At 69.2% G+C, this 22152-nt stretch carries 24 protein-coding genes; 16 read left to right on the forward strand and 8 right to left on the reverse strand.

Annotated elements, in window-relative coordinates; genetic code table 11:
• Window positions 1-13 precede the first annotated feature (13 nt).
• From grxC to ACZ5XO_RS01995, 5 genes are all read left to right on the forward strand, one after another.
• Entirely contained in the window at window positions 14-271 is a 258-nt protein-coding gene (gene grxC, locus ACZ5XO_RS01975; RefSeq protein ID WP_207823671.1) for a glutaredoxin 3, read from the forward strand.
• Complete coding sequence (locus ACZ5XO_RS01980; RefSeq protein ID WP_464163661.1) at window positions 271-1110, forward strand: carbon-nitrogen hydrolase family protein; 840 nt, start codon at window positions 271-273, stop codon at window positions 1108-1110. The genes grxC and ACZ5XO_RS01980 overlap by 1 nt, the downstream gene beginning before the upstream one ends.
• Window positions 1107-1541 (forward strand): DUF1178 family protein, encoded by a 435-nt coding sequence (locus ACZ5XO_RS01985; RefSeq protein ID WP_464163662.1) that lies wholly within the window; start codon window positions 1107-1109, stop codon window positions 1539-1541. Before ACZ5XO_RS01980 ends, ACZ5XO_RS01985 begins: the two co-directional genes overlap by 4 nt.
• Window positions 1542-1626: 85 nt before the next feature.
• On the forward strand, window positions 1627-2085 hold the full coding sequence (locus ACZ5XO_RS01990; protein WP_464163663.1) for a DUF6265 family protein: 459 nt from the start codon (window positions 1627-1629) through the stop codon (window positions 2083-2085).
• Window positions 2040-2573: a GNAT family N-acetyltransferase gene (locus ACZ5XO_RS01995; RefSeq protein WP_464163664.1), complete on the forward strand. Its 534-nt coding sequence runs from the start codon at window positions 2040-2042 to the stop codon at window positions 2571-2573. The genes ACZ5XO_RS01990 and ACZ5XO_RS01995 overlap by 46 nt, the downstream gene beginning before the upstream one ends.
• Here ACZ5XO_RS01995 and ACZ5XO_RS02000 read toward each other — a convergent pair.
• Genes ACZ5XO_RS02000 through ACZ5XO_RS02010 form a run of 3 tightly spaced genes read right to left on the reverse strand, consistent with a single transcriptional unit; the run spans window position 2560 to window position 4029 of the window.
• On the reverse strand, window positions 2560-3105 hold the full coding sequence (locus tag ACZ5XO_RS02000) for an AAA family ATPase (protein WP_464163665.1): 546 nt from the start codon (window positions 3103-3105) through the stop codon (window positions 2560-2562). The genes ACZ5XO_RS01995 and ACZ5XO_RS02000 overlap by 14 nt on opposite strands.
• Complete coding sequence (gene ubiG, locus ACZ5XO_RS02005) at window positions 3102-3920, reverse strand: bifunctional 2-polyprenyl-6-hydroxyphenol methylase/3-demethylubiquinol 3-O-methyltransferase UbiG (protein ID WP_464163666.1); 819 nt, start codon at window positions 3918-3920, stop codon at window positions 3102-3104. Before ubiG ends, ACZ5XO_RS02000 begins: the two co-directional genes overlap by 4 nt.
• The gene (locus tag ACZ5XO_RS02010; RefSeq protein WP_255413100.1) at window positions 3907-4029 is read right to left on the reverse strand and encodes a hypothetical protein; all 123 of its coding nucleotides are present in this window, start codon (window positions 4027-4029) and stop codon (window positions 3907-3909) included. The genes ubiG and ACZ5XO_RS02010 overlap by 14 nt, the downstream gene beginning before the upstream one ends.
• On the opposite strand from ACZ5XO_RS02010, the gene ACZ5XO_RS02015 reads away from it, so the two are divergent.
• The 5 genes from ACZ5XO_RS02015 to ACZ5XO_RS02035 all read left to right on the forward strand — a co-directional run bounded on the left by ACZ5XO_RS02015 (window position 3977) and on the right by ACZ5XO_RS02035 (window position 10528).
• Complete coding sequence (locus ACZ5XO_RS02015; RefSeq protein WP_433949360.1) at window positions 3977-5251, forward strand: aspartate kinase; 1275 nt, start codon at window positions 3977-3979, stop codon at window positions 5249-5251. The two genes, ACZ5XO_RS02010 and ACZ5XO_RS02015, sit on opposite strands and share 53 nt — an antisense overlap.
• A 116-nt stretch (window positions 5252-5367) precedes the next feature.
• Window positions 5368-7572: a phosphoenolpyruvate--protein phosphotransferase gene (gene ptsP / locus ACZ5XO_RS02020; RefSeq protein WP_464164848.1), complete on the forward strand. Its 2205-nt coding sequence runs from the start codon at window positions 5368-5370 to the stop codon at window positions 7570-7572.
• A 103-nt stretch (window positions 7573-7675) separates the two neighbouring features.
• The gene (locus ACZ5XO_RS02025; RefSeq protein ID WP_464163667.1) at window positions 7676-8731 is read left to right on the forward strand and encodes a helix-turn-helix domain-containing protein; all 1056 of its coding nucleotides are present in this window, start codon (window positions 7676-7678) and stop codon (window positions 8729-8731) included.
• Between the two features lie 64 nt (window positions 8732-8795).
• Window positions 8796-9929, forward strand: coding sequence for a flavodoxin-dependent (E)-4-hydroxy-3-methylbut-2-enyl-diphosphate synthase (gene ispG / locus ACZ5XO_RS02030; RefSeq protein WP_464163668.1), 1134 nt, complete (start codon window positions 8796-8798; stop codon window positions 9927-9929).
• Between the two features lie 2 nt (window positions 9930-9931).
• On the forward strand, window positions 9932-10528 hold the full coding sequence (locus ACZ5XO_RS02035; protein ID WP_464163669.1) for a glutathione S-transferase N-terminal domain-containing protein: 597 nt from the start codon (window positions 9932-9934) through the stop codon (window positions 10526-10528).
• 5 nt (window positions 10529-10533) lie between these two features.
• Here ACZ5XO_RS02035 and ACZ5XO_RS02040 read toward each other — a convergent pair whose 3' ends face one another.
• On the reverse strand, window positions 10534-11316 hold the full coding sequence (locus ACZ5XO_RS02040) for a sulfite exporter TauE/SafE family protein (RefSeq protein WP_464163670.1): 783 nt from the start codon (window positions 11314-11316) through the stop codon (window positions 10534-10536).
• A 61-nt stretch (window positions 11317-11377) separates the two neighbouring features.
• Entirely contained in the window at window positions 11378-11986 is a 609-nt protein-coding gene (locus ACZ5XO_RS02045; RefSeq protein WP_464163671.1) for a response regulator, read from the reverse strand.
• A gap of 186 nt (window positions 11987-12172) precedes the next feature.
• On the opposite strand from ACZ5XO_RS02045, the gene prfA reads away from it, so the two are divergent.
• Complete coding sequence (prfA, locus tag ACZ5XO_RS02050) at window positions 12173-13240, forward strand: peptide chain release factor 1 (protein WP_464163672.1); 1068 nt, start codon at window positions 12173-12175, stop codon at window positions 13238-13240.
• A gap of 4 nt (window positions 13241-13244) precedes the next feature.
• Here the strand turns inward: prfA and ACZ5XO_RS02055 are convergent, their stop codons facing one another.
• Entirely contained in the window at window positions 13245-14480 is a 1236-nt protein-coding gene (locus ACZ5XO_RS02055; RefSeq protein ID WP_464163673.1) for a YihY/virulence factor BrkB family protein, read from the reverse strand.
• Window positions 14481-14570: 90 nt separating this feature from the next.
• Here ACZ5XO_RS02055 and prmC point away from each other — a divergent pair, with 90 nt between their 5' ends.
• From prmC to ACZ5XO_RS02075, 4 genes are all read left to right on the forward strand, one after another.
• Window positions 14571-15467 (forward strand): peptide chain release factor N(5)-glutamine methyltransferase, encoded by an 897-nt coding sequence (gene prmC / locus ACZ5XO_RS02060; RefSeq protein WP_464163674.1) that lies wholly within the window; start codon window positions 14571-14573, stop codon window positions 15465-15467.
• A 283-nt stretch (window positions 15468-15750) separates the two neighbouring features.
• A complete protein-coding gene (locus ACZ5XO_RS02065) occupies window positions 15751-16698 on the forward strand; it encodes a DUF4167 domain-containing protein (RefSeq protein WP_464163675.1) in 948 nt (315 codons plus the stop codon).
• Window positions 16699-16780: 82 nt separating this feature from the next.
• Window positions 16781-18124: a hybrid sensor histidine kinase/response regulator gene (locus ACZ5XO_RS02070; RefSeq protein ID WP_464163676.1), complete on the forward strand. Its 1344-nt coding sequence runs from the start codon at window positions 16781-16783 to the stop codon at window positions 18122-18124.
• A gap of 106 nt (window positions 18125-18230) precedes the next feature.
• The gene (locus tag ACZ5XO_RS02075) at window positions 18231-18938 is read left to right on the forward strand and encodes a DUF4893 domain-containing protein (protein WP_464163677.1); all 708 of its coding nucleotides are present in this window, start codon (window positions 18231-18233) and stop codon (window positions 18936-18938) included.
• Here the strand turns inward: ACZ5XO_RS02075 and ACZ5XO_RS02080 are convergent.
• Window positions 18868-20106: an ATP-binding protein gene (locus tag ACZ5XO_RS02080; RefSeq protein ID WP_464163678.1), complete on the reverse strand. Its 1239-nt coding sequence runs from the start codon at window positions 20104-20106 to the stop codon at window positions 18868-18870. The two genes, ACZ5XO_RS02075 and ACZ5XO_RS02080, sit on opposite strands and share 71 nt — an antisense overlap.
• A gap of 196 nt (window positions 20107-20302) precedes the next feature.
• Here ACZ5XO_RS02080 and ACZ5XO_RS02085 point away from each other — a divergent pair, with 196 nt between their 5' ends.
• Window positions 20303-20707 carry a hypothetical protein gene (locus ACZ5XO_RS02085; protein WP_464163679.1) on the forward strand — a complete coding sequence of 135 codons (405 nt, stop codon included), beginning with the start codon at window positions 20303-20305 and terminating at the stop codon, window positions 20705-20707.
• Window positions 20708-20717: 10 nt separating this feature from the next.
• On the opposite strand, the gene ACZ5XO_RS02090 is transcribed toward ACZ5XO_RS02085, so the two are convergent.
• The gene (locus ACZ5XO_RS02090) at window positions 20718-22148 is read right to left on the reverse strand and encodes a serine hydrolase domain-containing protein (protein ID WP_464163680.1); all 1431 of its coding nucleotides are present in this window, start codon (window positions 22146-22148) and stop codon (window positions 20718-20720) included.
• Window positions 22149-22152 lie beyond the last annotated feature (4 nt).

The following is a 22152-nucleotide window of genomic DNA, read 5'->3' on the forward strand; positions in this document are numbered from 1 at the left end:
AGGAGTTCCTGAGTTGGCCGAAGTCGTCATCTACACCAAGCCCGGTTGCCCCTATTGCGTCGCCGCCATGGGCCTGCTGACCCGCAAGGGCGCCGAGTTCACCGAGATCGTCGCTTCGAACGACCCGGAAAAGAAGGCCGAGATGGTCGCGCGTTCGGGCGGCAAGGCCACCTTCCCGCAGATCTTCATCAATGGTCAGCATGTCGGCGGCTCGGACGACATCCACGCTCTGGATCGCAAGGGCGGTCTGGACCCCCTGCTGGCGGCCTGATGGTCGAGCGGCTCGAGGTCGCGCTGATCCAGACGCGGACGCCGGCGACGGCGGCTGCGGGGCTGGCCCATGTCGAGCCGCTGATCCGCCAGGCGGCGGCGGGCGGGGCGCAAATGATCCTGACGCCCGAGGGAACCAACTTCCTTGAGCAGCGGCGGGGTCTGCGCGACGCCGCCCTGTCGACCGAGCACGCGGACGCCGCCGTCCTCGGCCTGCGGGCTCTGGCGGCGGAACTGGGCGTCTGGCTGCTGATCGGTTCGGCCATCGTGCGCTCGGATGCGCCCGGCGACGCCCGTGCGGCCAACCGCTCCCTGCTGATCGACCCGACAGGGGCGATCACCGCCCGGTATGACAAGCTGCATGTCTTCGACGTCGATCTGGCCAATGGCGAGACCTATCGCGAGAGCGCCTCGGTGCGACCTGGCGAGGCGGCGCGTCTGGCCGACACCCCCTGGGGCGGTCTGGGCCTGACCATCTGCTACGACGTCCGCTTCCCGCACCTGCATCGCCAGCTGGCCCAGGCCGGGGCGGCCATGATCGCCGTGCCCGCCGCCTTCACCCGCCCGACCGGCGAGGCCCACTGGGAGACCCTGTTGCGCGCCCGCGCCATCGAGACGGGCGCCTTCGTCCTGGCCCCGGCCCAGGGCGGGACGCACGAGGATGGTCGCCAGACATGGGGCCGCTCCCTGATCATCGGCCCCTGGGGCGAGGTCATCGCCCGCGCCGATCACGACGAACCCGGCGTCCTGCACGCCTCGCTGGACCTGAGCGCCGTGGAGCGAGCGCGGGCGTCCATCCCGGCCCTGCGCCACGACCGCGAATTCGATCCGCCGCAATGATCCGCTACGCCCTGTCCTGCGACCACGACCACGGCTTCGAGGCCTGGTTCGCCTCGTCGTCCGACTATGACGATCAGGCCGCGCGCGGTCTGGTGGAATGCCCCTTCTGCGGTTCGACGGCCGTGCGCAAGCAGATCATGGCCCCGTCCGTATCGGGCACGAAAAAGACCGCGCCCGCGCCGGACGCCATGAAGCAGATGCAGGCGATGATGATGCAGGCCGCGCGCGAGGTGCGCGAGCATGTCGAGCAGAACTTTGACTACGTCGGCGACGCCTTCGCCCGCGAGGCCCGCGACATCCATGAAGGGCGGAGCGAAAAGCGCGAAATCTACGGCGAGGCCACCCCCGCCGAGGTCAGGAAGCTGAAGGACGACGGCGTCCCCTGCGCGCCGCTGCCCAGCCTGCCGCCGGATCCCAAGAAGGCGAACTGAGCTACGGCCGGGAGTCTCGCAATCCCGCAAGCCTAAGGGCCGGGTTGGCGCTAGAGTTTCTCCTGAACCTGGGAAGGAGACATCTATGGCCATGTTGACCGCGCTCTCGGCCGCCGCCTTGCTGCAGGCGGCGTCGGCGCCCGACCTTTCGTGGCTGGCCGGCTACTGGCTGGACTGTTCCGGCGGGCGCGAGGCGTCCGAGACCTGGAGCGACCCGCGTCAGGGTCTGCTGGTCGGCCATACTGTGACTGTGCGCAATGGCCGCAGGGGGTTCGAGTTCGCCCGCATCGGGGCCATGCCGGACGGCGTCCTGGCCTATTTCGCCCAGCCGGGCGGGGCCGCCCCGACCCCGTTCCGCCTGATCGAAAGCGGACCGCAGCGGGTGGTCTTCGCCAATCCCGCCAACGACTTTCCGCACCGCATCCTCTATTCACGCGCGGGGGATGTGCTGACCGCCCGCATCGAAGGGGCGGATGACGACGAGACCCGGAGTGCGGAATGGACCTTCAACAAGGCGCAACTGAACGCGCGGTGCCCCAGCTGACCTGGCGGCCGATGACGCCCGACGACGTCGATGGAGTCGTGGCGGTGGCTCGACTGTCCTTCCCCGACCATTTCGAGGCGCGCGAGTGCTTCGCCGAGCGTCAGGCCCTGGCGCCCGAGGGCTGTTTCGTCCTGGCCGACGCCGCCGGAACCGTCATGGGCTATCTGATGGCCTATCCGTGGAAGCGCGACGCGGCCCCGCCGCTGGACAGCCTGATCGGAGCCGTGCCCGAGGACGCCGAGGTCGTCTATCTGCACGATCTGGCCGTCCATCCTGACACGCGCGGCGGCGGCCATACCCGCGCCATCGTCGAACGCCTGGCCGAACAGGCGAAGGCGGCGGGCTGGCCCGAGATCGCCCTGGTGGCCGTCAATGAGGCGACCGCCTTCTGGGAGCGCAACGGCTTCGTGGTCCAGAACCCGCCCGGCATGGCCGAAAAACTGGCCAGCTACGGCGCCGACGCCCGCTACATGATCAGGCCGCTCTGATTGTCTCCAGCACGAAGGCGAGGCGCTCGGCCACGGGCGCCTTCGGCAGTTCGATCAGATCGTAGCCGAGGCGCGGATAGACCGCAGCCATGGCGTCGAAGGTGCGACGGGCCTCGTCCAGATCCTGTCTGCGTTCGGCGTCCTGAGCGAAGATCTCGGGCCAGACCGGGGCGATGAAGACCTGCCGATCGTAGCGGATTTCGCGGGCCGCCCGTTCGACATGGGCCGGAACCGGCAGGCCGCACAGGGTCAGGTAGCCGACCAGGTCGGGCAGGCCGCGATCGAAGAAGACCGGACCGGTCGCTGTCCCGGCGCGAGCGTGGGCTTCCAGATCGTGGTCCAGCATCAGTTCGGCGAACAGGGCGCGGTCGCGCCAAGGCAGGGCCTCGCCCTCGATCATTTGCTGGCGGCGGATGATCGCACGTCCGGCCTCGGGCGAGGTCGCATGGCCCGCCGCCGCCAGCGCCGCGATCAGGCTGGTCTTGCCCGAGCCCGGCCCGCCGGTGACGACGATCCGCCGCAGCGCCGTCATGCGTCCCGTGTCGCCATCATCATGTAGTTGATGCCCACGTCGTCGCCCTCGCTCCAGCGGTCGTTGAGCGGGTCGTAGGCCAGGCCATAGGGACCGGTGACGGTCAGGGGCTCGCCGTCCAGCATGGCGCGCAGCTCCTCGGGCTTGAGGAACTGGCGCCAGTCATGGGTGCCGGCGGGGACCCAGCGCAGCACGTATTCGGCGGCGAACTTGCCCAGCAGCAGGCCCTTCAGCGTGCGGTTCAGGGTGGCGACGATCATCAGACCGCCCGGCTTGATCAGTTTCGAGCAGGCGCGAACGAAGGCCTCGGGATCGGCGACGTGCTCGATCACCTCCATGGTCAGGACCACGTCGAAGGGGCCCGCATTCGCTTCCACCATCTGCTCGACGGTGGCGGCCCGATAGGCGATGTCGAGACCGACCTGTTCGGCGTGGGCGCGGGCCGTGCCGATGTTCTCGGACGAGGCGTCCAGGGCCGTGACCTCAAAACCCATGCGCCGCATCGGCTCGGCGATCAGGCCGCCGCCGCAGCCGATGTCGATCAGGCTGAGACCCTTGAAGGGCGCGCGCGTCCGAACGTCGCGGCCGAAATGTTCGGCGGCGCGGTCGCGGACGAATTTCAGCCGCGCCGGATTGAAGCGGTGCAGGGGCGCGAAGGGGCCTTTCGGGTCCCACCATTCGGCCGCCTGGGCCGAAAAGCGCGCCACGTCGGCGGGATCAATGCTGGGCCCCTCGGCACGATCGGTTGCAAAGGGTGAAAAACCCTCTTCGCTTTGGGGTTTGCGCGGCTCAAGGCTGTCGTTAGAAGCGGACATGGCCGCAGGCATGAACCGCCTTGGCCGCCCATGCAAGCAGGGGACGAAACGCCACGATGACGCGGCCCGAAACGACACGACTGGTGATGAAGTTCGGGGGGACCTCCATGGGGGACCTCGAGCGTATTCGTCGTGCGGCGCGAATTATCGCCGCCGAGGCCGCCAAGGGCAAACAGATCGCCGTGGTGGTCTCCGCCATGGCCGGCAAGACCAATGAGCTGGTGGCCTGGACCGACGGCGCGGGTCCCGCTGCTGCGGGCCTGCCCCTGTCGGACGACGAATACGACGTGGTGGTCGCCTCGGGCGAGCAGGTGACGTCGGGCCTTCTGGCCCTGACCCTGCGCAACATGGGCCTGAACGCGCGCAGCTGGATGGGCTGGCAGATCCCCATCATCACCGACGACGCCCACGGCCGCGCCCGGATCGAGGACGTGCCCGGCGATGTTCTGGGCGCTGCCGTCGACAGCGGCCAGATCGCCATCGTGCCGGGCTTCCAGGGCGTGACCCGGGACGGACGCATCACCACCCTGGGCCGCGGCGGCTCCGACACCTCGGCGGTGGCGGTGGCGGCGGCGCTCGGCGCCCCTTGCGACATCTACACCGACGTGGACGGCGTCTATACGACCGACCCCCGCATCGAGAGCCGCGCGCGGCGCCTGGAAAAGGTCTCCTACGAGGAGATGCTGGAAATGGCCTCTCTGGGGGCCAAGGTGCTGCAGACCCGCTCGGTCGAGCTGGCCATGGCCAAGCAGGTCCCGGTTCGGGTCCTGTCCAGCTTCATCGAGCCGGATGAGAATGGAAATCTGCCGGAAAACGCCGGCACCCTGATTTGTGACGAGGATGAGATCGTGGAAAAGCGCATCGTTTCCGGCGTGACCATGAGCCGGGACGAAGCCCGGATCACGCTGCTGGGTCTGGCGGACCGCACCGACGCCCCCGCCGACGTCTTCACGCGTCTGGCCGAGGCCAACGTCAATGTCGACATGATCGTTCAGAGCCAGGCCCGCACCGAAGGCGCGGTGAACCTGACCTTCACGACCGGTCGTCGCGACGCCCAGCGCGCCGCCGAGATGATGACCGCGGCCAAGGCCGAGCTCGGCTTTGAGGAGCTGCGCATCGACGCCGATGTGGCCAAGATCTCGGTCATCGGCGTGGGCATGCGCAGCCATGCGGGGGTGGCCCAGACCATGTTCCGGGCCCTGGCCGACAAGGGCGTCAAGTTCCAGGCCATCTCGACGTCCGAGATCAAGATCAGCGTCCTGATCGAGGACGCCTATTCCGAACTGGCCGTGCGGGCGCTTCACTCGGCCTACGGGCTGGACGCCCTATAGGAAAACAGCAACGCCGCCCTATCTGAGCGAGGGGCGGCAAGGCGGGAGGCGACATGGTGAAGGGCGGATTGACGACGAGGGGGCCTCGCAACCTCCTGCGCCAGATCCGCGAAGCCATGGCCGGCGGCGGCCCGGCGCAGGACCGGCTGGACATGGTGGTGCGCGTCATCGCCCAGTCCATGGTGGCCGAGGTCTGCTCCATCTATCTGCGCCGCGCCTCAGGCGAGCTGGAGCTGTTCGCCACCCAGGGCCTGAACCCCGGGGCCGTTCATAACACCCGCCTGCGTCCCGGCGAGGGTCTGGTCGGCGAGGTGGCGCGGCTGGCCCAGCCGATCAGCCTGTCGGACGCCCCGTCCCATCCCAGCTTCTCCTATCGCCCCGAAACGGGCGAAGACCCCTTCCACGCCTTCTTGGGCGCGCCCCTGCTGCGCGGCGGCCGGGCCATCGGGGTTCTGGTCGTCCAGAACCGCGTCGCCCGTCGCTATGACGAGGAAGAGGTTGAGGACATCCAGACCATCGCCATGGTCCTGGCCGAGACGGTCGCCTCGGGCGAGCTTCTGGCCCAGGATGAACTGCGCGACGTCGAGGTGGCGCCCCACCGCCCTGAGCGGCTGAAGGGTCAGAAGTTCGCCGAAGGCCTGGCCTATGGCGTCGTCGTCCAGCACGAGGCGCCCCTGGCCCCTGAACAGCTGCTGTCCGACGATCCGGCCGCCGAGGAGAAGCGCCTGGCCGAGGCCCTGTCGGCGCTGAAGGCCGGCATCGACGACATGCTGGAAGGCGGCCAGGGCAAGCTGGGCGGGACCTCGTTCGAGGTGCTGGAGACCTATCGCATGTTCGCCGACGACCGGGGCTGGAACCGGTCGCTGGAGGAGGCGGTGCGTTCGGGCCTGACCGCCGAGGCCGCCGTCGACCGGGTCCGCAACGAGCACCGCGCCCGCTTCGCCAAGGCTCGAGACCCCTATATCCGCGAGCGGCTGCACGACTTCGAGGACCTGGCCAACCGTCTGCTGCGGGTGCTGGCGGGCGACAATCCCGGCCAGCGCGACCTGCCCGACGACGCCATTCTGGTGGCCAGAAACCTCGGCCCGGCCGACCTTCTGGAATATCCGCGCCACAAGCTGCGCGGCCTGCTGCTGGAAGAAGGCTCGGCCGCCAGCCACGCCGCCATTGTCGCCCGCGCCCTGCAGATACCCTGCGTCGGCCGCCTGCAGGGCCTGCGCGACCGCCTGTCTGAAGGCGATCAGGTCATCGTCGACGGTGAGACGGGCGAGGCCTATCTGCGGCCGCGCCCCGACATGCTGGCGGCGGTCCAGACCCGGATGGCGGTGCGCGAACAGCGCCGGGCCGAGTTCGACCTGCTGCGCGACACGCCCGCCGTGACGAAGGACGGCACGCGGATCACCATCCTGACCAACGCCGGTCTGGCCGTGGACCTTGAGAATCTGGACGCGACCGGGGCCGAGGGCATCGGCCTGTTCCGCACCGAGTTCCAGTTCATGGTCTCGGACGAGTTGCCGCGCCTGGACGCACAGACGGCGCTCTACAAGCTGGTGCTGGACGCGGCGGGCGATCGGCCCGTCACCTTCCGCACGCTCGACATCGGCGGCGACAAGGTCCTGCCCTATCTCGACAACGAGCGTGAAGAGAACCCGGCGCTCGGCCGTCGCGCCATCCGTCTGGGGCTGGACCGTCCGGCCTTGCTGCGGATGCAGGTGCGGGCCCTGCTGGCCGCCGCCGCCGGACGCGAGCTGCGCGTCATGTTCCCCATGATCGCCACGGTGGACGAGTTCCGCGCCGCCCGCGAAATGGTCGATGTCGAGTGCGACTGGGCGCGGCGTCGCGGACGGCCCCTGCCGTCCCTGCTGCGCGTCGGAGCCATGATCGAGTGCCCCAGCCTGCTGTGGCACCTGGACGCGCTTCTGCCTTTGACCGACTTCGTCTCGATCGGCACCAACGACCTGTTGCAGTACATGTTCGCGGCTGACCGGACCAATCCCCTGGTGTCGGACCGCTATGATCCCCTGTCGCCGCCGGCCCTGCGCGCCCTGGCCGAGATCCAGCAGAAGTGCGCCGACAGCGCCACGCCGGTGTCGGTCTGCGGCGAACTGGCCGGGCGTCCGCTGGAAGCCTTCGCCCTGATCACCCTGGGCTACACGCGTCTGTCCGCCCCGGCGGGCGGGGTGGGGCCGGTCAAGCGGATGATCCTGTCGGCCGACCTGTCCGCCGCCCGGCGCGGCATGGCGGTCCTGCTCGGCTCATCGGCCGGATCTGTGCGCGGCGAGATCGAGTCCCTGGCGCGCAAGCTGAACGTCATCGTCTGAGGCATAGACTGAAGCGGGGCCGCTTTTCCCGCGTTGCCCGCATCAAGCGCGTCGTCTAAGCGAAGGGCAGGGCGCCTTCGCGTCCGCACCAACGGAACCCCGCATGGATCAGGATCGGCAGGACGCGCCGTCCCTCGAGGACGCCGAGACGCTGGGCGAGGCCCTGCGCGCGGCCCGTCTCGCCTCGGGCCGCTCCATGGCCCAGCTGTCGACCATGACGCGGGTGCATCCGCGCTATTTGACGGCCCTGGAGCAGAGCGAGTTTTCCGTCCTGCCGTCGCGTATCTTCTCCATGGGTTATGTCCGGGCCTATGCGGGCGCTCTGGGTCTGGACGAACTGACCGCCGTCGAACGCTTCAAACGCGAGTTCCCGGAGGCCGCCGTGCCGCTGCAGGCCCCGACCGGGGCGGCGCTGCAGCAGATGCGCCAGACCTCGCCCAAGATCCTGGCGGCGCTGGGCGTTCTGATCGTGGCTGTGGTCGGCTGGAATGTCTTCCAGCGCGTGGTCCGCATCGAGCCGCCCCATCCCTCGGACCTCGTCGCTGTGCCCAAGAACTGGGCCGAGGAGGCGGATTCGGAGGTCGAGCGGGCTCTCTATCTCGGCGCGCCGCGCGCGGCTCCGCCGGATCAGACCACTCCGGCGCTCTACATCACGCCGGGGCTGGAAGCCCAGCTGACCGGGGTCGATCCCGACGATCCCAATGCGATCGTCGCCCCCGCGCCGCCGGTGCAGGCCGCCTTCAACCCGCGCGGCGCCGTCTATGGCGCCTCGGCCACGACCTCGCAGGTCATCCTGCAGGCGAAGAAGCCCGCGACCCTGGTCGTCCGTCAGGGCGACGGCCGCATCCTGTTCGCGCGTCAGTTGGCGGCCGGCGAGGCCTGGCGTGCGCCGCCGAACGTTTCGGCCACGGTGGATGTGTCGGACCCTGCCGCCTTCGACGTCTATCTGAATGGCGAGCACGGCGGCGTTCTGCCCGCGCCGCAATCATCACTGGGGCAGTTGAACAGCCGCGCCCAGGCCGAGGCGCGTCAGTCCGAGGCGCGCGCCGCCGCCGCCGCCGAAGCCCAGGCGCGCGCCCGTGCGGCGCAGGCCGCCGCCGTCCAGGCCGCAGCCGCCGCTCCGACGGCGCCCGTGGCGGCGCCGTCTCCGGCGGGATGAATCGTCGCGACCCGCGACTGATGTCGTGGTTTTGCCGTCGTTCCTCGCCTATGTTCCCCGCGACATGAGCGATCATTCCGAACTCGGCCACATCCGTCCCTGGCGCCACATCGAGCGTCGCAAGAGCCGCCAGATCATGGTGGGCTCCGTCCCGGTCGGCGGCGACGCCCCGATCAGCGTCCAGTCCATGACCAATACGCCGACGACCGACGCGGCGGCGACACTGGAGCAGATCCGTCAGCTGGAAGAGGCCGGGGCCGACATCGTCCGCGTCTCCTGTCCGGACGTGGAGTCGACGGCGGCCTTCAGGACCATCGCGCGCGAGGCCCGCGTGCCGCTCGTGGCCGACATCCACTTCCACTACAAGCGCGGCATCGAGGCCGCCCAGGCGGGCGCCGCCTGCCTGCGCATCAATCCCGGCAACATTGGCTCGATGGACCGGGTCAAGGAGGTCGTCCAGGCCGCCCGCGACCACGGCTGCTCCATGCGCATCGGCGTCAACGCCGGGTCGCTGGAGAAGGAGCTGCTGGAGAAGTACGGCGAGCCCTGCCCGGACGCCATGGTCGAGAGCGCCCTGAACCACGCCCGCATCTTGCAGGATCTGGACTTTCACGAGTTCAAGATCTCGGTGAAGGCGTCCGACCCCTTCCTGACGGTGGCCGCCTATCAGCAGCTGGCCGAGGCCATCGACTGCCCCCTCCACCTGGGCGTGACCGAGGCCGGGCCGCTTCGCACCGGCACGATCAAGTCGGCCATCGGCATGGGGAACATGCTGTGGGCTGGCATTGGCGACACCATCCGCGTCTCCCTGGCCGCCGACCCGGTGGAAGAGATCAAGGTCGGCTTCGACATCCTCAAGTCGCTGGGCCTGCGTCACCGGGGGGTGAACATCATCGCCTGCCCGTCCTGCGCCCGTCAGGGCTTCAACGTCATCGAGACGGTGGCGATCCTGGAAGAGAAGCTGGCCCACGTCTCGACGGCCATGTCGCTGTCGATCATCGGCTGCGTCGTCAACGGCCCGGGCGAGGCCCTGTACACCGACGTCGGTTTCACCGGCGGCGGGGCGGGCTCGGGCATGCTGTATCTGAACGGCAAGATCGCCCACAAACAGGCCAACGACGGCATGATCGACGAGATCGTCGCCCAGGTCGAAGCCAAGGCCGCCGAACTGGACGCCGCCCGCAAGGCCGCCGAGTAATCATGAAGCTCTACATCACCACCCCTTCGCCCTTCGCGCGCAAGGTCCGCATCGTCGCCCGCGAGAAGGGGCTGTCCGACCGCATCGAGGAGATCGCGGTCGATCCCTACGCCAATGCGCCGGAGCTGCTGGCCACCAATCCGGTGGTGCAGGTGCCGACCCTGATCGCTGAAGACGGCCTGCCGCTGACCGACAGCCCGGTCATCGCCGAATATCTGGACGTCATCGGCTCCGGCCCGCGTCTGCTGCCTGTCGAGGGGGCGGAGCGTCTGCGCGTCAAGCGGCTGGAGACCCTGGCCAACGCCACGCTGGAGATGGGGGTCAAGCTGGTGCTGGAGAAACGCCGGCCCGAGCACGAGCGCTCGCCGTCGTGGATGGAGCGCTGGACCTTCAACATGGGGCGCGCGCTTGATGCGCTGGAAGAAGCCGCGCCCGACGCCGAGGACTTCAACATGGGCGTGCTGAGCGCCGGTATCGCCGTCAGCTGGATCAGCTTCCGTCACCCCGACTACGACTGGAAGACGGGTCGTCCCAAGCTGGTCGCCCTGCAGGCCGCGCTGGAACAGCGGCCCAGCTTCAAGGCCACCGTCCCCGTCTGACGGGTCTATCTTCCGAACAGTCCGGCCAGTTGCGCGCCCTGGAAGGCGGCGAGGAAGAGCAGCAGGAAGCCGACGGCGTAGGCCAGGACCTTGCGCGGCGCCATCTTGACGATCAGGCCCGCGAAGGGCGCGGCGATCAGGCCGCCGACCACCAGTCCGGCGACGGCGGCGGCGTGGTTCTCCAGCGCCCCGGCCTCTTCCCAGTGACCCGTCACCAGGGCCCAGACGAAGGTGGCCGAGATGGCGACCGTCAGGAAGAACTCCGCCGTGTTGACCGTGCCGATGGCCTTGCGCGGATCATGCCCGGCGCCGACCATGGTCGAGGACACCGTCGGTCCCCAGCCCCCGCCGCCGACTGCGTCCAGAAAGCCGCCGACCACGCCGATGGGGGCGGTGATCCAGGCGGGCAGGTGGCGATGCGGGACGTCATGCCCCGCCCGCCACAGGATCCAGACCCCGATCAGGGCCAGATAGCCGATGATGAAGGGCTTGATGACAGCCCCGTCGATTCCCGTCAGGACATAGGCGCCCAGAACCCCGCCTATCACCCCTGCGATCGCCAGCGGCAGGAACAGCCGCCATTCGACATTGCGGTGCCAGGCATGGCTGCCCGCCGAGGCGGCGGTGGTGAAGACCTCGGCCGCATGGACGCTGGCCGAGGCCGTGGCCGGCGGCACGCCGAAGGCCAGCAAAACCGAGGACGAGATGACGCCATAGGCCATACCCAGGGCGCCATCGACCGCCTGGGCCAGGACGCCCACCAGCAGGAACAGGAAAAAGGTGTCCATTCAGCCCTCAACCTCGCCCTGCATCAGGCGCATCGCGCGATCGACTTGGCAATGGTGTGAATCAGGCGGCGGGCTCCAGTCGCGCCAGGGCGTCCAGCACGTCGCGGCCGGTATAGGGCTTGATCACCATGGCGGCGGCCAGTTCGGCGTTGGCGGCGGCCGCGCTGACGTCGCCCGACAGGAAGATGACCGGGGTGCCCCAGCGCGCCTTCAGGCTGCGGGCCAGGTCGACGCCTGTGGCTTCGCCTGACAGGTTGATGTCCAGCAGGGCCGCGTCGATGGGGTGCAGGGCGGTAGCCGCTTCGGCCGCTTCGGCGCTGTGGAAGGGGCCGACGATCCGGTGTCCGGCGGCGTCCAGCGCCTCGGTCAGGGCGGCGGCGGCTTCGGCGTCGTCCTCGACCAGCAGCACGGTCAGGGGGGCGACCTGGGGCGCGGCGGCGGGCGCTTCCGCCGGCGCCTGACGCACCAGGACGGCGCGCAGCAAGGGCCACAGCTCGGCGACGGGGCGTTCGGCGTCCAGGTCGAAGATCTTGGCCAGGGCCCTCAGTTCGGTCTCGGCCTCGGCGGACACGACGGCGTCCGGCCGTTCCAGCAGCCCGTCGTAAAGAGCGCAGAGCCGCGCCACATTGGCGTCCGCCCCGACGCCGGAACCCGCGTTTCCATCGAACATGCCTGTCTCCTGTCAGTTTCAGCCCAGGTGGAGCTAGGGGGTTTGCAGGTGCGAAGAAACCGGCCTGACGGGCTTGTGACGACTGTTCACAATCGCTCCATCTGCGCGTGTTCGGGCCTTTTCATCGACAGAAGGCGGCCCGGCGGCTATGGCTCCGCGCTCGATTTTCCTTCGAAGGACGCTCCCTTGCGACTGCCCCAGGCCCGGCTCGATCAGGTGCTCGACCGCTTCCATCAGGTGGAGGCCCGCATGGGCGCGGCGTCGGACGGCGCCGAGATCGTACGCCTGTCGAAGGAGCACGCCGAGATGAAGCCGGTGGCCGACGCGGTGCAGACCCTGGCCCGCGCCCGCGCCGAGGTCCAGGACCTGCAGGCCATGGCCTCGGACCCGGAAATGGCCGCCATGGCCGCCGATGAGCTGGAGGCCCTCAACGCGCGCCTGCCCGAGCTGGAGCGCGAGGTCGCCCTGCTGCTGGCCCCGCGCGACGCCGATGAAAACGCCTCGGCCGTGCTGGAAGTGCGCGCCGGCACCGGCGGGGACGAGGCCGCCATCTTCGCCGGGGACCTGTTCCGCATGTATTCGCGTTACGCCTCCTCGCGCGGCTGGCGGGTCGAGGTCGACAGCGCCACCGAGGGCGAGGCCGGGGGCTACAAGGAAATCATCGCCACCGTCACCGGAGAGGGCGTCTTCGGGCGTCTGAAGTTCGAATCCGGCGTCCACCGCGTCCAGCGCGTCCCGGCGACCGAGACCCAGGGCCGCATCCACACCTCGGCGGCCACCGTCGCGGTCCTGCCCGAGGTCGAGGACGTGGAGATCGAGATCCACGACAAGGACATCCGCATCGACACCTTCCGCGCCTCGGGCTCGGGCGGGCAGCACGTCAACAAGACCGATTCGGCGGTGCGCATCACCCACTTCCCGACGGGGATCGTGGTGACCTCGTCCGAGAAGTCGCAGCACGTCAACCGCGACAAGGCGATGAAGAACCTGCGCGTGCGCCTCTATGACATGCAGCGCCAGATGAAGGACGCGGCCCGTTCCGACGCGCGCAAGTCGCAGGTCGGCTCGGGCGACCGGTCCGAGCGCATCCGCACCTACAACTACCCGCAAGGCCGGGTCAGCGATCACCGCATCAACCTGACCCTGCACAGCCTGCCCCAGATCATGGAAGGCGACATCGACCCCCTGCTGAACGCCCTGATCGCCGAGGATCAGGCCGCCCGCCTGGCCGATCTGGAAGCCGAGTTCGGCTGAGGGTCTAGCGGCGCTTGACGCGTCGCTTCAGCACCCGATCCCCCAGGGCCTCCGCGTACTTCAGGGTGAAGGCCAGGGCGGCGGGATTGCCCCGGCGCGGGCCGACCGAATCCGCCATGATCGCCCCGCGCTCGCCGATGGGCCGGGGCGCGCCGGTGGTGGTGTCGATGGCGGTCTGATGCTCGATCTCGGCGTTCAGCCGGGCGCCCATCAGGATCACCTGCACGGAAAACCAGGTCCATAGCAGGAAGCCCATGGCCGCCGCGAGCGGACCATAGGAATCGGTGCGCACGAAGTTGGTCAGGAACCAGCTGAACAGGAAGGACACCAGCAGGCTGAGCGCCGCCGCGAACAGGGCGCCTGGCGTCAGCCAGCGCCAGCGCGCCTGCGCCCGACATGGCCCGATGCGATAGATCAGGGTCAGGGCCGCGACATAGCCGAGGTAGAGCAGGGGCCAGCGCAGGGGCGCCAGATGGGCCCATTCCTCTTCCAGCCCGAACACGGACAGGACGACCGGCACGCCGACCACCAGGGCCGAACTGAGCAGCACCGCCAGAAGGCCCGAGACGGTGATCCCCATGCACAGCAGGTTGTAGGTGATGATGTTGCGCCGCTCGACCTCATGATAGGCGAGGTTGAGGCCGTAAAAGAGGGTCTTCACCCCGCCGTTGGCCGCCATCAGCGACAGGGCCAGGGTCCAGACCAGGGTGAAGGTCAGCTGCCCGGTCGAGCCGCCCGCCAGGCGGGTCATCTCGGCGCCCAGGAACTGGGCCACGTTCGACGGCAGGACCTCGTAGAGGAAGCTCAGCTGGTTCCAGGCGTCGGCCGGATCGGCGAACAGGCCGTAGATGGTGACGAAGGCGCCGAGCGTCGGGAACAGGGCCAGAAGCATGAAGAAGGTCACGCCACCGGCGACGAAGCCGACCCGGTCGCCGAAGTAGCCCATGGTCGTGCGCCAGGCGATGTCGATCCAGCCCTTGCGCGGGATATGGGTCGGGTGTTGCGCCAGACGGCCGCGGCCGGGCTCCTCGGCGTCATAGTCCTCTGGCGTGGGGTCGCGCGGGGGCAGGGGTTCGGGCCGCTTGGGGCGCAACTCGACGCCGTACTTGTGGCCTTGGGTATAGAGCAGGTGCGCCGCTGTAGCCCCCGCCGCCAGTCCGCCCGCCGCCGCGCCCAGATAGCGCCAGATCGCACCGCCGTTTCCACGCCGTCGTTCAGGCCGTTTCAGAAGGTTCTGCATCCCCATCCGCCCCACAACGGCCACGCTGACCGCCCGTTCCCGGACCGCTTGCGTCTTGAATTCCCGTGCGGCAATCGCCAATCAGCCTTCATGTCCGAAAACGCCCCCGCCGCCCCGACCCTGCTGACCGCCTGGAAAGGCGCTCAGGCCCGCCTGAAAGCCGCCGGGATCGACAGCCCGTCGATCGACGCCCGCCTGCTGCTGGAGGCCTCGACCGGGGCGGGCCGCATCGACATCCTGACCGATCCCTACCGCGTCGTCGACGCCGACAAGATCGCCGCTCTGGAGGCCATGATCGAGCGTCGGCTGAAGCGCGAGCCGGTGTCGCGCATCCTGGGCAAGAAGGGCTTCTGGAAGATCATGCTGAACGTCACCCCCGACGTGCTCAGCCCGCGCCCGGACACCGAGACCCTGCTGGACGTCATCGTCCGCGCCTTCCCGCCGCATCGCGCCTTCGAGATGGTCGATCTGGGCACAGGCTCGGGCGCCATCCTGCTGGCGACCCTGATGGAGCGCGCCGGGGCGCGCGGCGTCGGCACCGACATCTCGACCGAGGCCATCGCCGTGGCGCGTGAGAACGCCGCCAACCTGGACCTGAACGGCCGCTGCACCTTCATCCGCACCGACTGGGCCGCGGGCTTCGCCGACGACAGCTTCGACCTGGTGGTGTCCAATCCGCCCTATATCCCGACGGGCGACATTCCCGGCCTGGACCCGGAGGTGCGCGAGCACGACCCGCACCTGGCGCTGGACGGCGGTCCCGACGGCCTGCAGCCCTATCGTGACCTGGCCCCCGAGATCGCCCGCATCCTGCGCCCCGAAGGCGTCTTCGCCGTCGAGATCGGCTGGGATCAGGGCGAGGCGGTCAAGGCCCTGTTCGAGGCGGCGGGCTTCACCGGGGTCAAGGTGGTCAAGGACCTGGGCGATCGCGATCGCGTCGTCACCAACGGCCCCGACCCGCGCGTCGACCCCCTTCCGGAAGCGTGACCGGACGGCGCGCGGCGCCGTGCAACAAAACCCTTGGAAACCGCTTCGCCGCGCGCTAAGTCGTTTCTTGTCTCCCACTCAAACGCAGTCTTTTCGAGCCGGTCTGCTCGCTCAAGCGCGTCTGGGCCAGTGACGGTCGGGCCGATCGGTTCGGCGGACCACAGGGCGGCGAACGGTTTTCCGAGCACATCGATACGGGGATTGGCCCCGACCGAACGGAACGACGAACTGGGTCCTGCCCGTCCTGAACCGACGGCGGCCCGCACCAGCACGGTAAGCTCCGATGAGAGATTTCAAGGGCATGAAGCGTCAGCGCGGACGCAACCGGAAGCCCGGTGGCGGCGGCAACAACGCCAACGCCACCAACCCGAACCGGTCGTGGGATTCGCAAGGCCCCGAGAACATCAAGGTCCGCGGCAACGCCCAGACCGTCTATGAGCGCTACATGCAGCTGGCGCGCGACGCCGCCGCCGCCGGCGACCGGGTCCTGGCCGAGAACTACACCCAGCACGCCGAACACTATTTCCGCGTCCTGCGCGCCCTGCAGCCGCAACGTCCGGTGAGCGAGATCGCCCAGCGCGAACTGGCCGGTCAGGGCTTCGACATCGACTTCGAGGACGAGTCGGGCGCCCAGGCCGCCGCCATCATCGCCGCCGCCGCCGCCGAGCAGCAGAAGGCCGAGGACGAGGCTCGCCGCCAGGCTGAACGCGCCGAGCGCGACGCCAACCGCGACCGGGATCGTGACTACAATCGTGATCGCGACAACAACCGGGATCGTGAACCGCGCGAGCCGCGTGACAATGACCGCGAGCCCCGCGCCGAGGGCGAGGCCCGTGAGGGCGGCCGCCGCGAGTCGCGTCGGGAACGCTGGGAGCGGCGTCGCGAGGAACGCAACCGTCGGTTCGAGAACGGCGAAGCCACGCCCGAGGATGAAGCCCGCGTCCTGACCGAGGCGGAATATGTTCCGGAACCGTCTTCGGAAGACGCGCCCGTCGTCGCGACGGAAGAAGCCGAGGCCCGTCCCGCTCGCGCCCCGCGCCGTCCTCGCGCCGAGCGCGCCCCGGTCGAAGCGCCGGCCGAGGCCGAGGTTAGCGACGGCATGGGCCTGCCCGGCTTCCTGACCCGCCCGTCGGCGTCGTCCCCGGAAGCGGCTGAAGCTTCGGATGAAGCGCCGGCGCCCAAGCGTCGCGCCCCGCGTCGCAAGGCTGAGTCCGCCGCCGACGAAGGCTGATCCGTCGCGCACAACCCTAGCGCGTATTTTTACATAACGGCAATCTATAGGCGTCATTCTCGAGACATCGGGAGGACGTGCGATGGAACTCGTTCTGGTGGTGGTCGCCCTGGCTCTGTCCGGCTGCTGGGCGGGGCTGCGGCTCGCGGTAAAGGCTCGACGCGAGGCGATGACCTTGCGACGGATCAACGCCACGCTGGAGGCGCGGGCTGAGCAGCGCGCGCGAGACTTGCAGGCGGCGCTGGCCGCCGCCGAAGGGCAGGCGGCCCAGGTCGAGGCCGCCCACCGCGCCAAGGCCGAGTTCCTGGCCAGCATGAGCCATGAACTGCGCACGCCCCTGAATGCGGTCATCGGCTTTTCCGACCTGATGCGGCTGAATGAGGATCAGGAACCCCTGACCCACCGCCAGCACCAGGCGGTCGAACAGATCCGTTCGGCCGGCGCCCGGCTGCTGACCCTGGTCGATGAGGTGCTGAGCCTGGCGGACATCGAAGGGGGGCGGCTGGCTCTGAACCTTGAACGGGTGGACCCTCTGCTGATCGTGCGTCAGGTCTGCGAAACCCTTCGCCCCATGGCCGAGGCGGCGGGGATCGACCTGCGTGAACCTCCGCCTGTCGCCGGCCTGGCCGCTCGCGCGGACCGTGAGCGTCTGCGTCAGGTGCTGACGGCGCTGCTCGTCAACGCCGTGCAGTATAATCGCCCGGGCGGCATGGTGTTGATCGAGGCGAGGCAGACTTCCGACGGGGTCAGTCTCGGCGTCCATGACACCGGCCCGGGCCTGCCGCCAGACCGGCTCGAAGGTCTGTTCCAGCCTTTCAACCGCATGGGCCGCGAGGCGTCCAGCGCGCCGGGCGCCGGTCTCGGACTGGCGGTGGCGCGGCGTCTGATCGAGGCCATGGGCGGGCGACTGGAGGCCGAAAGCCGCAAGGGCGAAGGTGCGAGCTTCACCTTGCGCCTGCCGATCGCGTCCGATGCGCCGCGTGCCGTCGCCGTCTCTTCGGTGCCTCAGACCGATCTGCCTGAGGCGACCCTGCTCTACGTCGAGGACAACCCCTCCAACATCGTCCTGATGCGCCATGTGGCGGCGGCCTTGCCGGGAATCCGCCTGCATGTGGCCGAGACCGGCGGAGAGGGGCTGACCCTGGCGCGCGACCTGCGTCCCGACGCCATCATCCTGGATATCAACCTGCCGGACATGAACGGTTTCGACGTCAGGGCGCGCCTGGCCGAAGATCACCTGACGCGGCATGTGCCCGTGATAGCCCTGTCGGCCAGCGCCGCCTTCGCCGACATCCGGCGCGGCCGTGAGGCGGGCTTCTGCGAATACCTGACCAAGCCTCTGCAGATCCCGGCGCTCGTCGAGGCTCTCTCGCGGGCTCTGGCGGCGGATGGGCGCGTCCCGAACGCGGGGGTTGACGCCGCCTGACCCCTGGCCCGGCCAAGGGTGAAGCGCTCGCCCGGGGTTGACGTAGGGCGCGCAGAGGGCTTCCTGTAGAAACAGGGGCTTTTCGACCCTGCGCCAGGGAGAGCCCATGTCACCTTCGTCGGCCATTTCGTGCATCAAGTCGGGGCTTTCCCGCCTCCTGATTCCGAGCCTGGCCGCGACCTTGGCGGCATGTGCGACCACGCCTCCGCCGCCGCCTCCACCGCCGCCGCCGCCGCCAGGAGATGCTTCGGCGTCGGGCGCCGTCCTCAGCGACTGGCGCGCGGTGATCACGCCAGGCGACCGGGATCGTTATCAGCGTCGCGACGCGGCCTGGGCCCTGGCCCTGCAGCAGGCGAAGCGCCAGCCCGGATCAGGCGACCTGTCCTCCCTGGGCGAATTGATCGAGCCCGGCGCCGCGCGGCCCTCGGTCGCGCCGCCCGCCGGCGACTACCGCTGCCGCACGGTCAAGCTGGGCTCCCAGGGCGGCGAGCAGGGCCTGGGCTATGTCGTCTACGGCTGGTTCGCCTGCCGCGTGGAGCAGACCTCCGCCGGCTTGAAATTCACCAAGCTGACCGGATCGCAACGCCCTGGCGGCCTGCTCTATCCCGAGGACGACCGGCACATGGTTTTCCTGGGCTCCATGGCCCTGGCGTCCGAACCCGCCGTCCGCGCCTATGGTCAAAGACAGGAGCGCGACATGGTGGCCGTGATGGAGCGTATCGGCGAGCGTCGCTGGCGCCTGGTCATCCCCTGGCCGGCGAACGAGTCCAATCTGGATCTGATCGAGCTGGTTCCCGCGCCGGCGCGTCGCTGATGGGAACCCAGCCCGGCTGATATTCCGGGTGGCGTCTCCAGCGCTTGATCAGGATGTTGCCATAGGTGCCCAGGGCCGGCAGAGGGTCCAGGGGATCGAAGATGGCGTGGGCGCACTGGACGGCGTCGATTCCGATCTGCGTCAGTCGCCGCAGCGCCTCGCCCGGGCTTACCTGTCCGCGTCTGAACTGCTTGCCCAGCAGGGTCAGGTCGCCCTTGGTCCAGACATAGCGCACGCCGCGTCGATAGACGGCCCAGGGATCGGCGGGCGCCGTGATCGCCTGATCGGTCGCCAGCTTCAGTCCCCAGACGCTGTGCGGCAGGCCCGCGCATTCCGCGATCCGGCCCAGGCTGACACGCGGATTGATCTCCATGAAGGTCACCTCGCCGGTCGCGGGGCAGACGATGAACTGGGCGCAGCCGGTCGATGAATAGGCCAGGTGCGCGACCAGTTTTTCCACGCCCTCGCGCACCAGAGGCGTCGGCTCCACGGTCACGCCATAGGTCGTGTAGCCGGTGCCGTCGTACTCGTGAGTGCGGGCGGCCTTGATCTCGACCGCGCCCAGCAACCGTCCCCTGTCCGCGCTGAAGATGACGCTGTGGCGCGGCCCGGCGACGTATTTCTGGACGATCAGTTCGGGATGGATCTCCGGCCAGTGAGGCATGGCGACGGCCAGCTGGTCCGCGTCGGCGATGATCAGGGCCTTGCGCTCGAACAGTTCGGCGTCGACCACGGCCGGTTTGACGATCAGGGGGTAGCCGATGGCGGCGGCCGCGACGTGCAGGCCCGCCATGTCCCGCACGCGACGGTGGGGCGCCAGGGCGACCCCCAGGGTCTCGCACAGTTCGAACATCGCCGTCTTGTTCATGCAGGCCTCGACCGTATCGGCCTGGGGCATGATCAGCCGTCCGCGGGTCTCGAAGGCGGCGCGGTGGCGGGTGATGAAGCGTGATCCCGCTTCGCTGACCGGCTGGATGACGTCGACAGGGTTTCGGTCCAGCCAATCCAGGATGACCGGCAGGGCCTCGTCCGTCCCCGGCTCCAGCGGCGAGTGGCGGAAGGAGCCGCTGACGTGGCGCGACCATTCCAGGTAGTTGCTGGACGTCGAAACGCCCGCGAAGACCCGGTGCCCGGCCTGGTCCAGGGCCTTGGCCACCGGGAAGGCCATGCGCGCGTCGCCGACCAGAAGGACGCGTAGCGAGGACGGTCGAGAACAATGTTCTATGGTCATCGCGCCTGACTAGGCTCGGGGTATTGGGCGGTAAATCGAATACACCTGCGGCGCGATGTCGCGGCGCCGCGCTTGACCGGAACCACAGGCGGCGTTCACCCTGATCGCTGTTCAGATTTCAGGGGAGGCGCGAATGCGCGGCGTGGGTTTCACTATCGGTTCGATCATCGCGATCGGCGTATTGGTCGCCGTCGTTCTGGTCGGCTTCCCGACCTACAACGTCTATTCCAAGCAGATGGCCGGCAAGGCGGCCTATGAGGAGGCGGTGCAGAACCGTCGCATCCGCGTGCTGGAAGCCCAGGCGGCCCTGGATTCGGCCAAGCTGACCGCCGCCGCCGAGATCGAGCGCGCCAAGGGCGCCAACGAGGCCAACCGCATCATGGCCGAGGCCCTGGGCGGTCCCGAGGCCTATCTGCGCTGGTCCTACATCAACATGCTGCAGGAAACGGCCGGCAAGGAAGGCCGTCAGACCATCTACATCCCCACCGAGGCCGGCATGCCCATCCTCGAGGCCGGACAGCGTCCGGGGGCGCGCTAGCCCGTCCTGGTCAGCGCAAGGTCAGTTCCAGAGTGCGGTTCAAGGCGCCGCCGAAGCGCGCCTCGTACCGCCCTTCGCCCAGGCTGCGCAGGTCGTAGGCGCCGGTCGGCGTGACCAGGGCCGCGCGGCTCAGGCCATGGTCGGGGGTGACGCTGATGACCGGCAGGCTGGCGGCGTCCTTCTGCGGAAACTCGTTCAGCCACTTCGCCAGCAAGGTTCCGCCGTCCAGGGACAACTGGCCGACGCAGAGGCCGTCTTCCAGGGCGAAGCGGGCGGCGCCGTTCAGCGGCTCGCCGCCATAGCTTCCGTCGTAGGCCGTCGTCGCGACCGGGCAGGCGACGAAGGCGGCGTCGCCAGGGGCGGGCGTGAACGGCGCGGCCAGCATCTGCGCCGTCTGTTCGATGGCCGAGACCCAGGGCGCGTTCGACAGGACGCTGACGCTGGTCGCCTGATCGGGATAGAGCAACAGGGCGCTGCGCGCGCCGACCGTGACGCCGGCGTGGTGGAACAGGCGTCGGCCGTCGCGATCGCTGGCGACCCGCCAGCCGAAACCGACCTTGTAGGCGCCCTCGTCCACTTCGGCGCCGGTGTCCAGTCGGGCCGGCGTCGTCATCCAGGCCAGGGTTTCCGGCTGCACGACTTCGCCGGACAGCACGCGACCGCCCCAGCGGGCCAGGTCAGGCGCTGTCGCGGCCATCCCGCCCCCGCCCCAGGTGTAGCTGAGGTCATGGGGCGCGGCCCGCACCAGAACGCCGTCCGCATAGTCATAGGCGGTCGAGGCGTCGAGGTCGCCGCTGTCGGTCTGGTCAGGGCCGATCCGCAGGCCGGGCGTGATGGTCTCGCGCACATAGTCGAGATAGGGGCGTCCGGCGCTCTCCTCGACCACGGCGGACAACAGGGTGTAGCCCCAGGAGGAGTACTGGTATTTCTGGCCGGGGGGCGTCAGCAGGTCGCGATCCTGGAAGATGCCGACGGCCTCGCGGACCGAAGCGTAGCGATGGCCGCCACGGCCCATATCCATGATCTGATAGTGGGGCAGGCCCGAGATGTGGGCGGCGATCTGGCGACTGGTCAGCGTCGGCCAACGGTCGGGCAGCCAGGTCAGGCGGCTGCGCACCGATGCGTCGACATCCAGCCGCCCCTCCTGTTGCAGGCGTCCGGCGGCTGTGGCGGCCAGGAGCTTGGACACGCTGGCCAGGCGAAAGACCGTATCGGCGTCGACTGGACGACGAGCCTCCGCATCGGCGTAGCCGGCTGACCCGGACCAGACCAGTTCACCGTCCTGCCAGACGGCGGCGCCCATGCCTGGCACGCCGTTGACCTCCACCAGGGCCGTCAGGATCCGGTCCGACGCGATGGCCGCCTGCGTCTCGGCTGACGTCGATGCGCTGTGAAGGCCGGGAAGAGATATGAGAAGCGACGCACAGGCTAGTGGGATCATGGTC

The organism is Brevundimonas sp. T2-11 (assembly GCF_055397675.1).

Coding starts and splice junctions, on each gene's coding strand:
- ACZ5XO_RS01980 (WP_464163661.1), top strand. CDS start 271: ATGGTCGAGCGGCTCGAGGTCGCGCTGATCCAGACGCGGACGCCGGCG.
- ACZ5XO_RS01985 (WP_464163662.1), top strand. CDS start 1,107: ATGATCCGCTACGCCCTGTCCTGCGACCACGACCACGGCTTCGAGGCC.
- ACZ5XO_RS01990 (WP_464163663.1), top strand. CDS start 1,627: ATGGCCATGTTGACCGCGCTCTCGGCCGCCGCCTTGCTGCAGGCGGCG.
- ACZ5XO_RS01995 (WP_464163664.1), top strand. CDS start 2,040: ATGGACCTTCAACAAGGCGCAACTGAACGCGCGGTGCCCCAGCTGACC.
- ACZ5XO_RS02000 (WP_464163665.1), bottom strand. CDS start 3,105: ATGACGGCGCTGCGGCGGATCGTCGTCACCGGCGGGCCGGGCTCGGGC.
- ubiG (WP_464163666.1), bottom strand. CDS start 3,920: ATGTCCGCTTCTAACGACAGCCTTGAGCCGCGCAAACCCCAAAGCGAA.
- ACZ5XO_RS02015 (WP_433949360.1), top strand. CDS start 3,977: ATGACGCGGCCCGAAACGACACGACTGGTGATGAAGTTCGGGGGGACC.
- ACZ5XO_RS02010 (WP_255413100.1), bottom strand. CDS start 4,029: ATGGAGGTCCCCCCGAACTTCATCACCAGTCGTGTCGTTTCGGGCCGC.
- ptsP (WP_464164848.1), top strand. CDS start 5,368: ATGGCCGGCGGCGGCCCGGCGCAGGACCGGCTGGACATGGTGGTGCGC.
- ACZ5XO_RS02025 (WP_464163667.1), top strand. CDS start 7,676: ATGGATCAGGATCGGCAGGACGCGCCGTCCCTCGAGGACGCCGAGACG.
- ispG (WP_464163668.1), top strand. CDS start 8,796: ATGAGCGATCATTCCGAACTCGGCCACATCCGTCCCTGGCGCCACATC.
- ACZ5XO_RS02035 (WP_464163669.1), top strand. CDS start 9,932: ATGAAGCTCTACATCACCACCCCTTCGCCCTTCGCGCGCAAGGTCCGC.
- ACZ5XO_RS02040 (WP_464163670.1), bottom strand. CDS start 11,316: ATGGACACCTTTTTCCTGTTCCTGCTGGTGGGCGTCCTGGCCCAGGCG.
- ACZ5XO_RS02045 (WP_464163671.1), bottom strand. CDS start 11,986: ATGTTCGATGGAAACGCGGGTTCCGGCGTCGGGGCGGACGCCAATGTG.
- ACZ5XO_RS02055 (WP_464163673.1), bottom strand. CDS start 14,480: ATGCAGAACCTTCTGAAACGGCCTGAACGACGGCGTGGAAACGGCGGT.
- prmC (WP_464163674.1), top strand. CDS start 14,571: ATGTCCGAAAACGCCCCCGCCGCCCCGACCCTGCTGACCGCCTGGAAA.
- ACZ5XO_RS02065 (WP_464163675.1), top strand. CDS start 15,751: ATGAGAGATTTCAAGGGCATGAAGCGTCAGCGCGGACGCAACCGGAAG.
- ACZ5XO_RS02070 (WP_464163676.1), top strand. CDS start 16,781: ATGGAACTCGTTCTGGTGGTGGTCGCCCTGGCTCTGTCCGGCTGCTGG.
- ACZ5XO_RS02075 (WP_464163677.1), top strand. CDS start 18,231: ATGTCACCTTCGTCGGCCATTTCGTGCATCAAGTCGGGGCTTTCCCGC.
- ACZ5XO_RS02080 (WP_464163678.1), bottom strand. CDS start 20,106: ATGGCCTTCCCGGTGGCCAAGGCCCTGGACCAGGCCGGGCACCGGGTC.
- ACZ5XO_RS02085 (WP_464163679.1), top strand. CDS start 20,303: ATGCGCGGCGTGGGTTTCACTATCGGTTCGATCATCGCGATCGGCGTA.
- ACZ5XO_RS02090 (WP_464163680.1), bottom strand. CDS start 22,148: ATGATCCCACTAGCCTGTGCGTCGCTTCTCATATCTCTTCCCGGCCTT.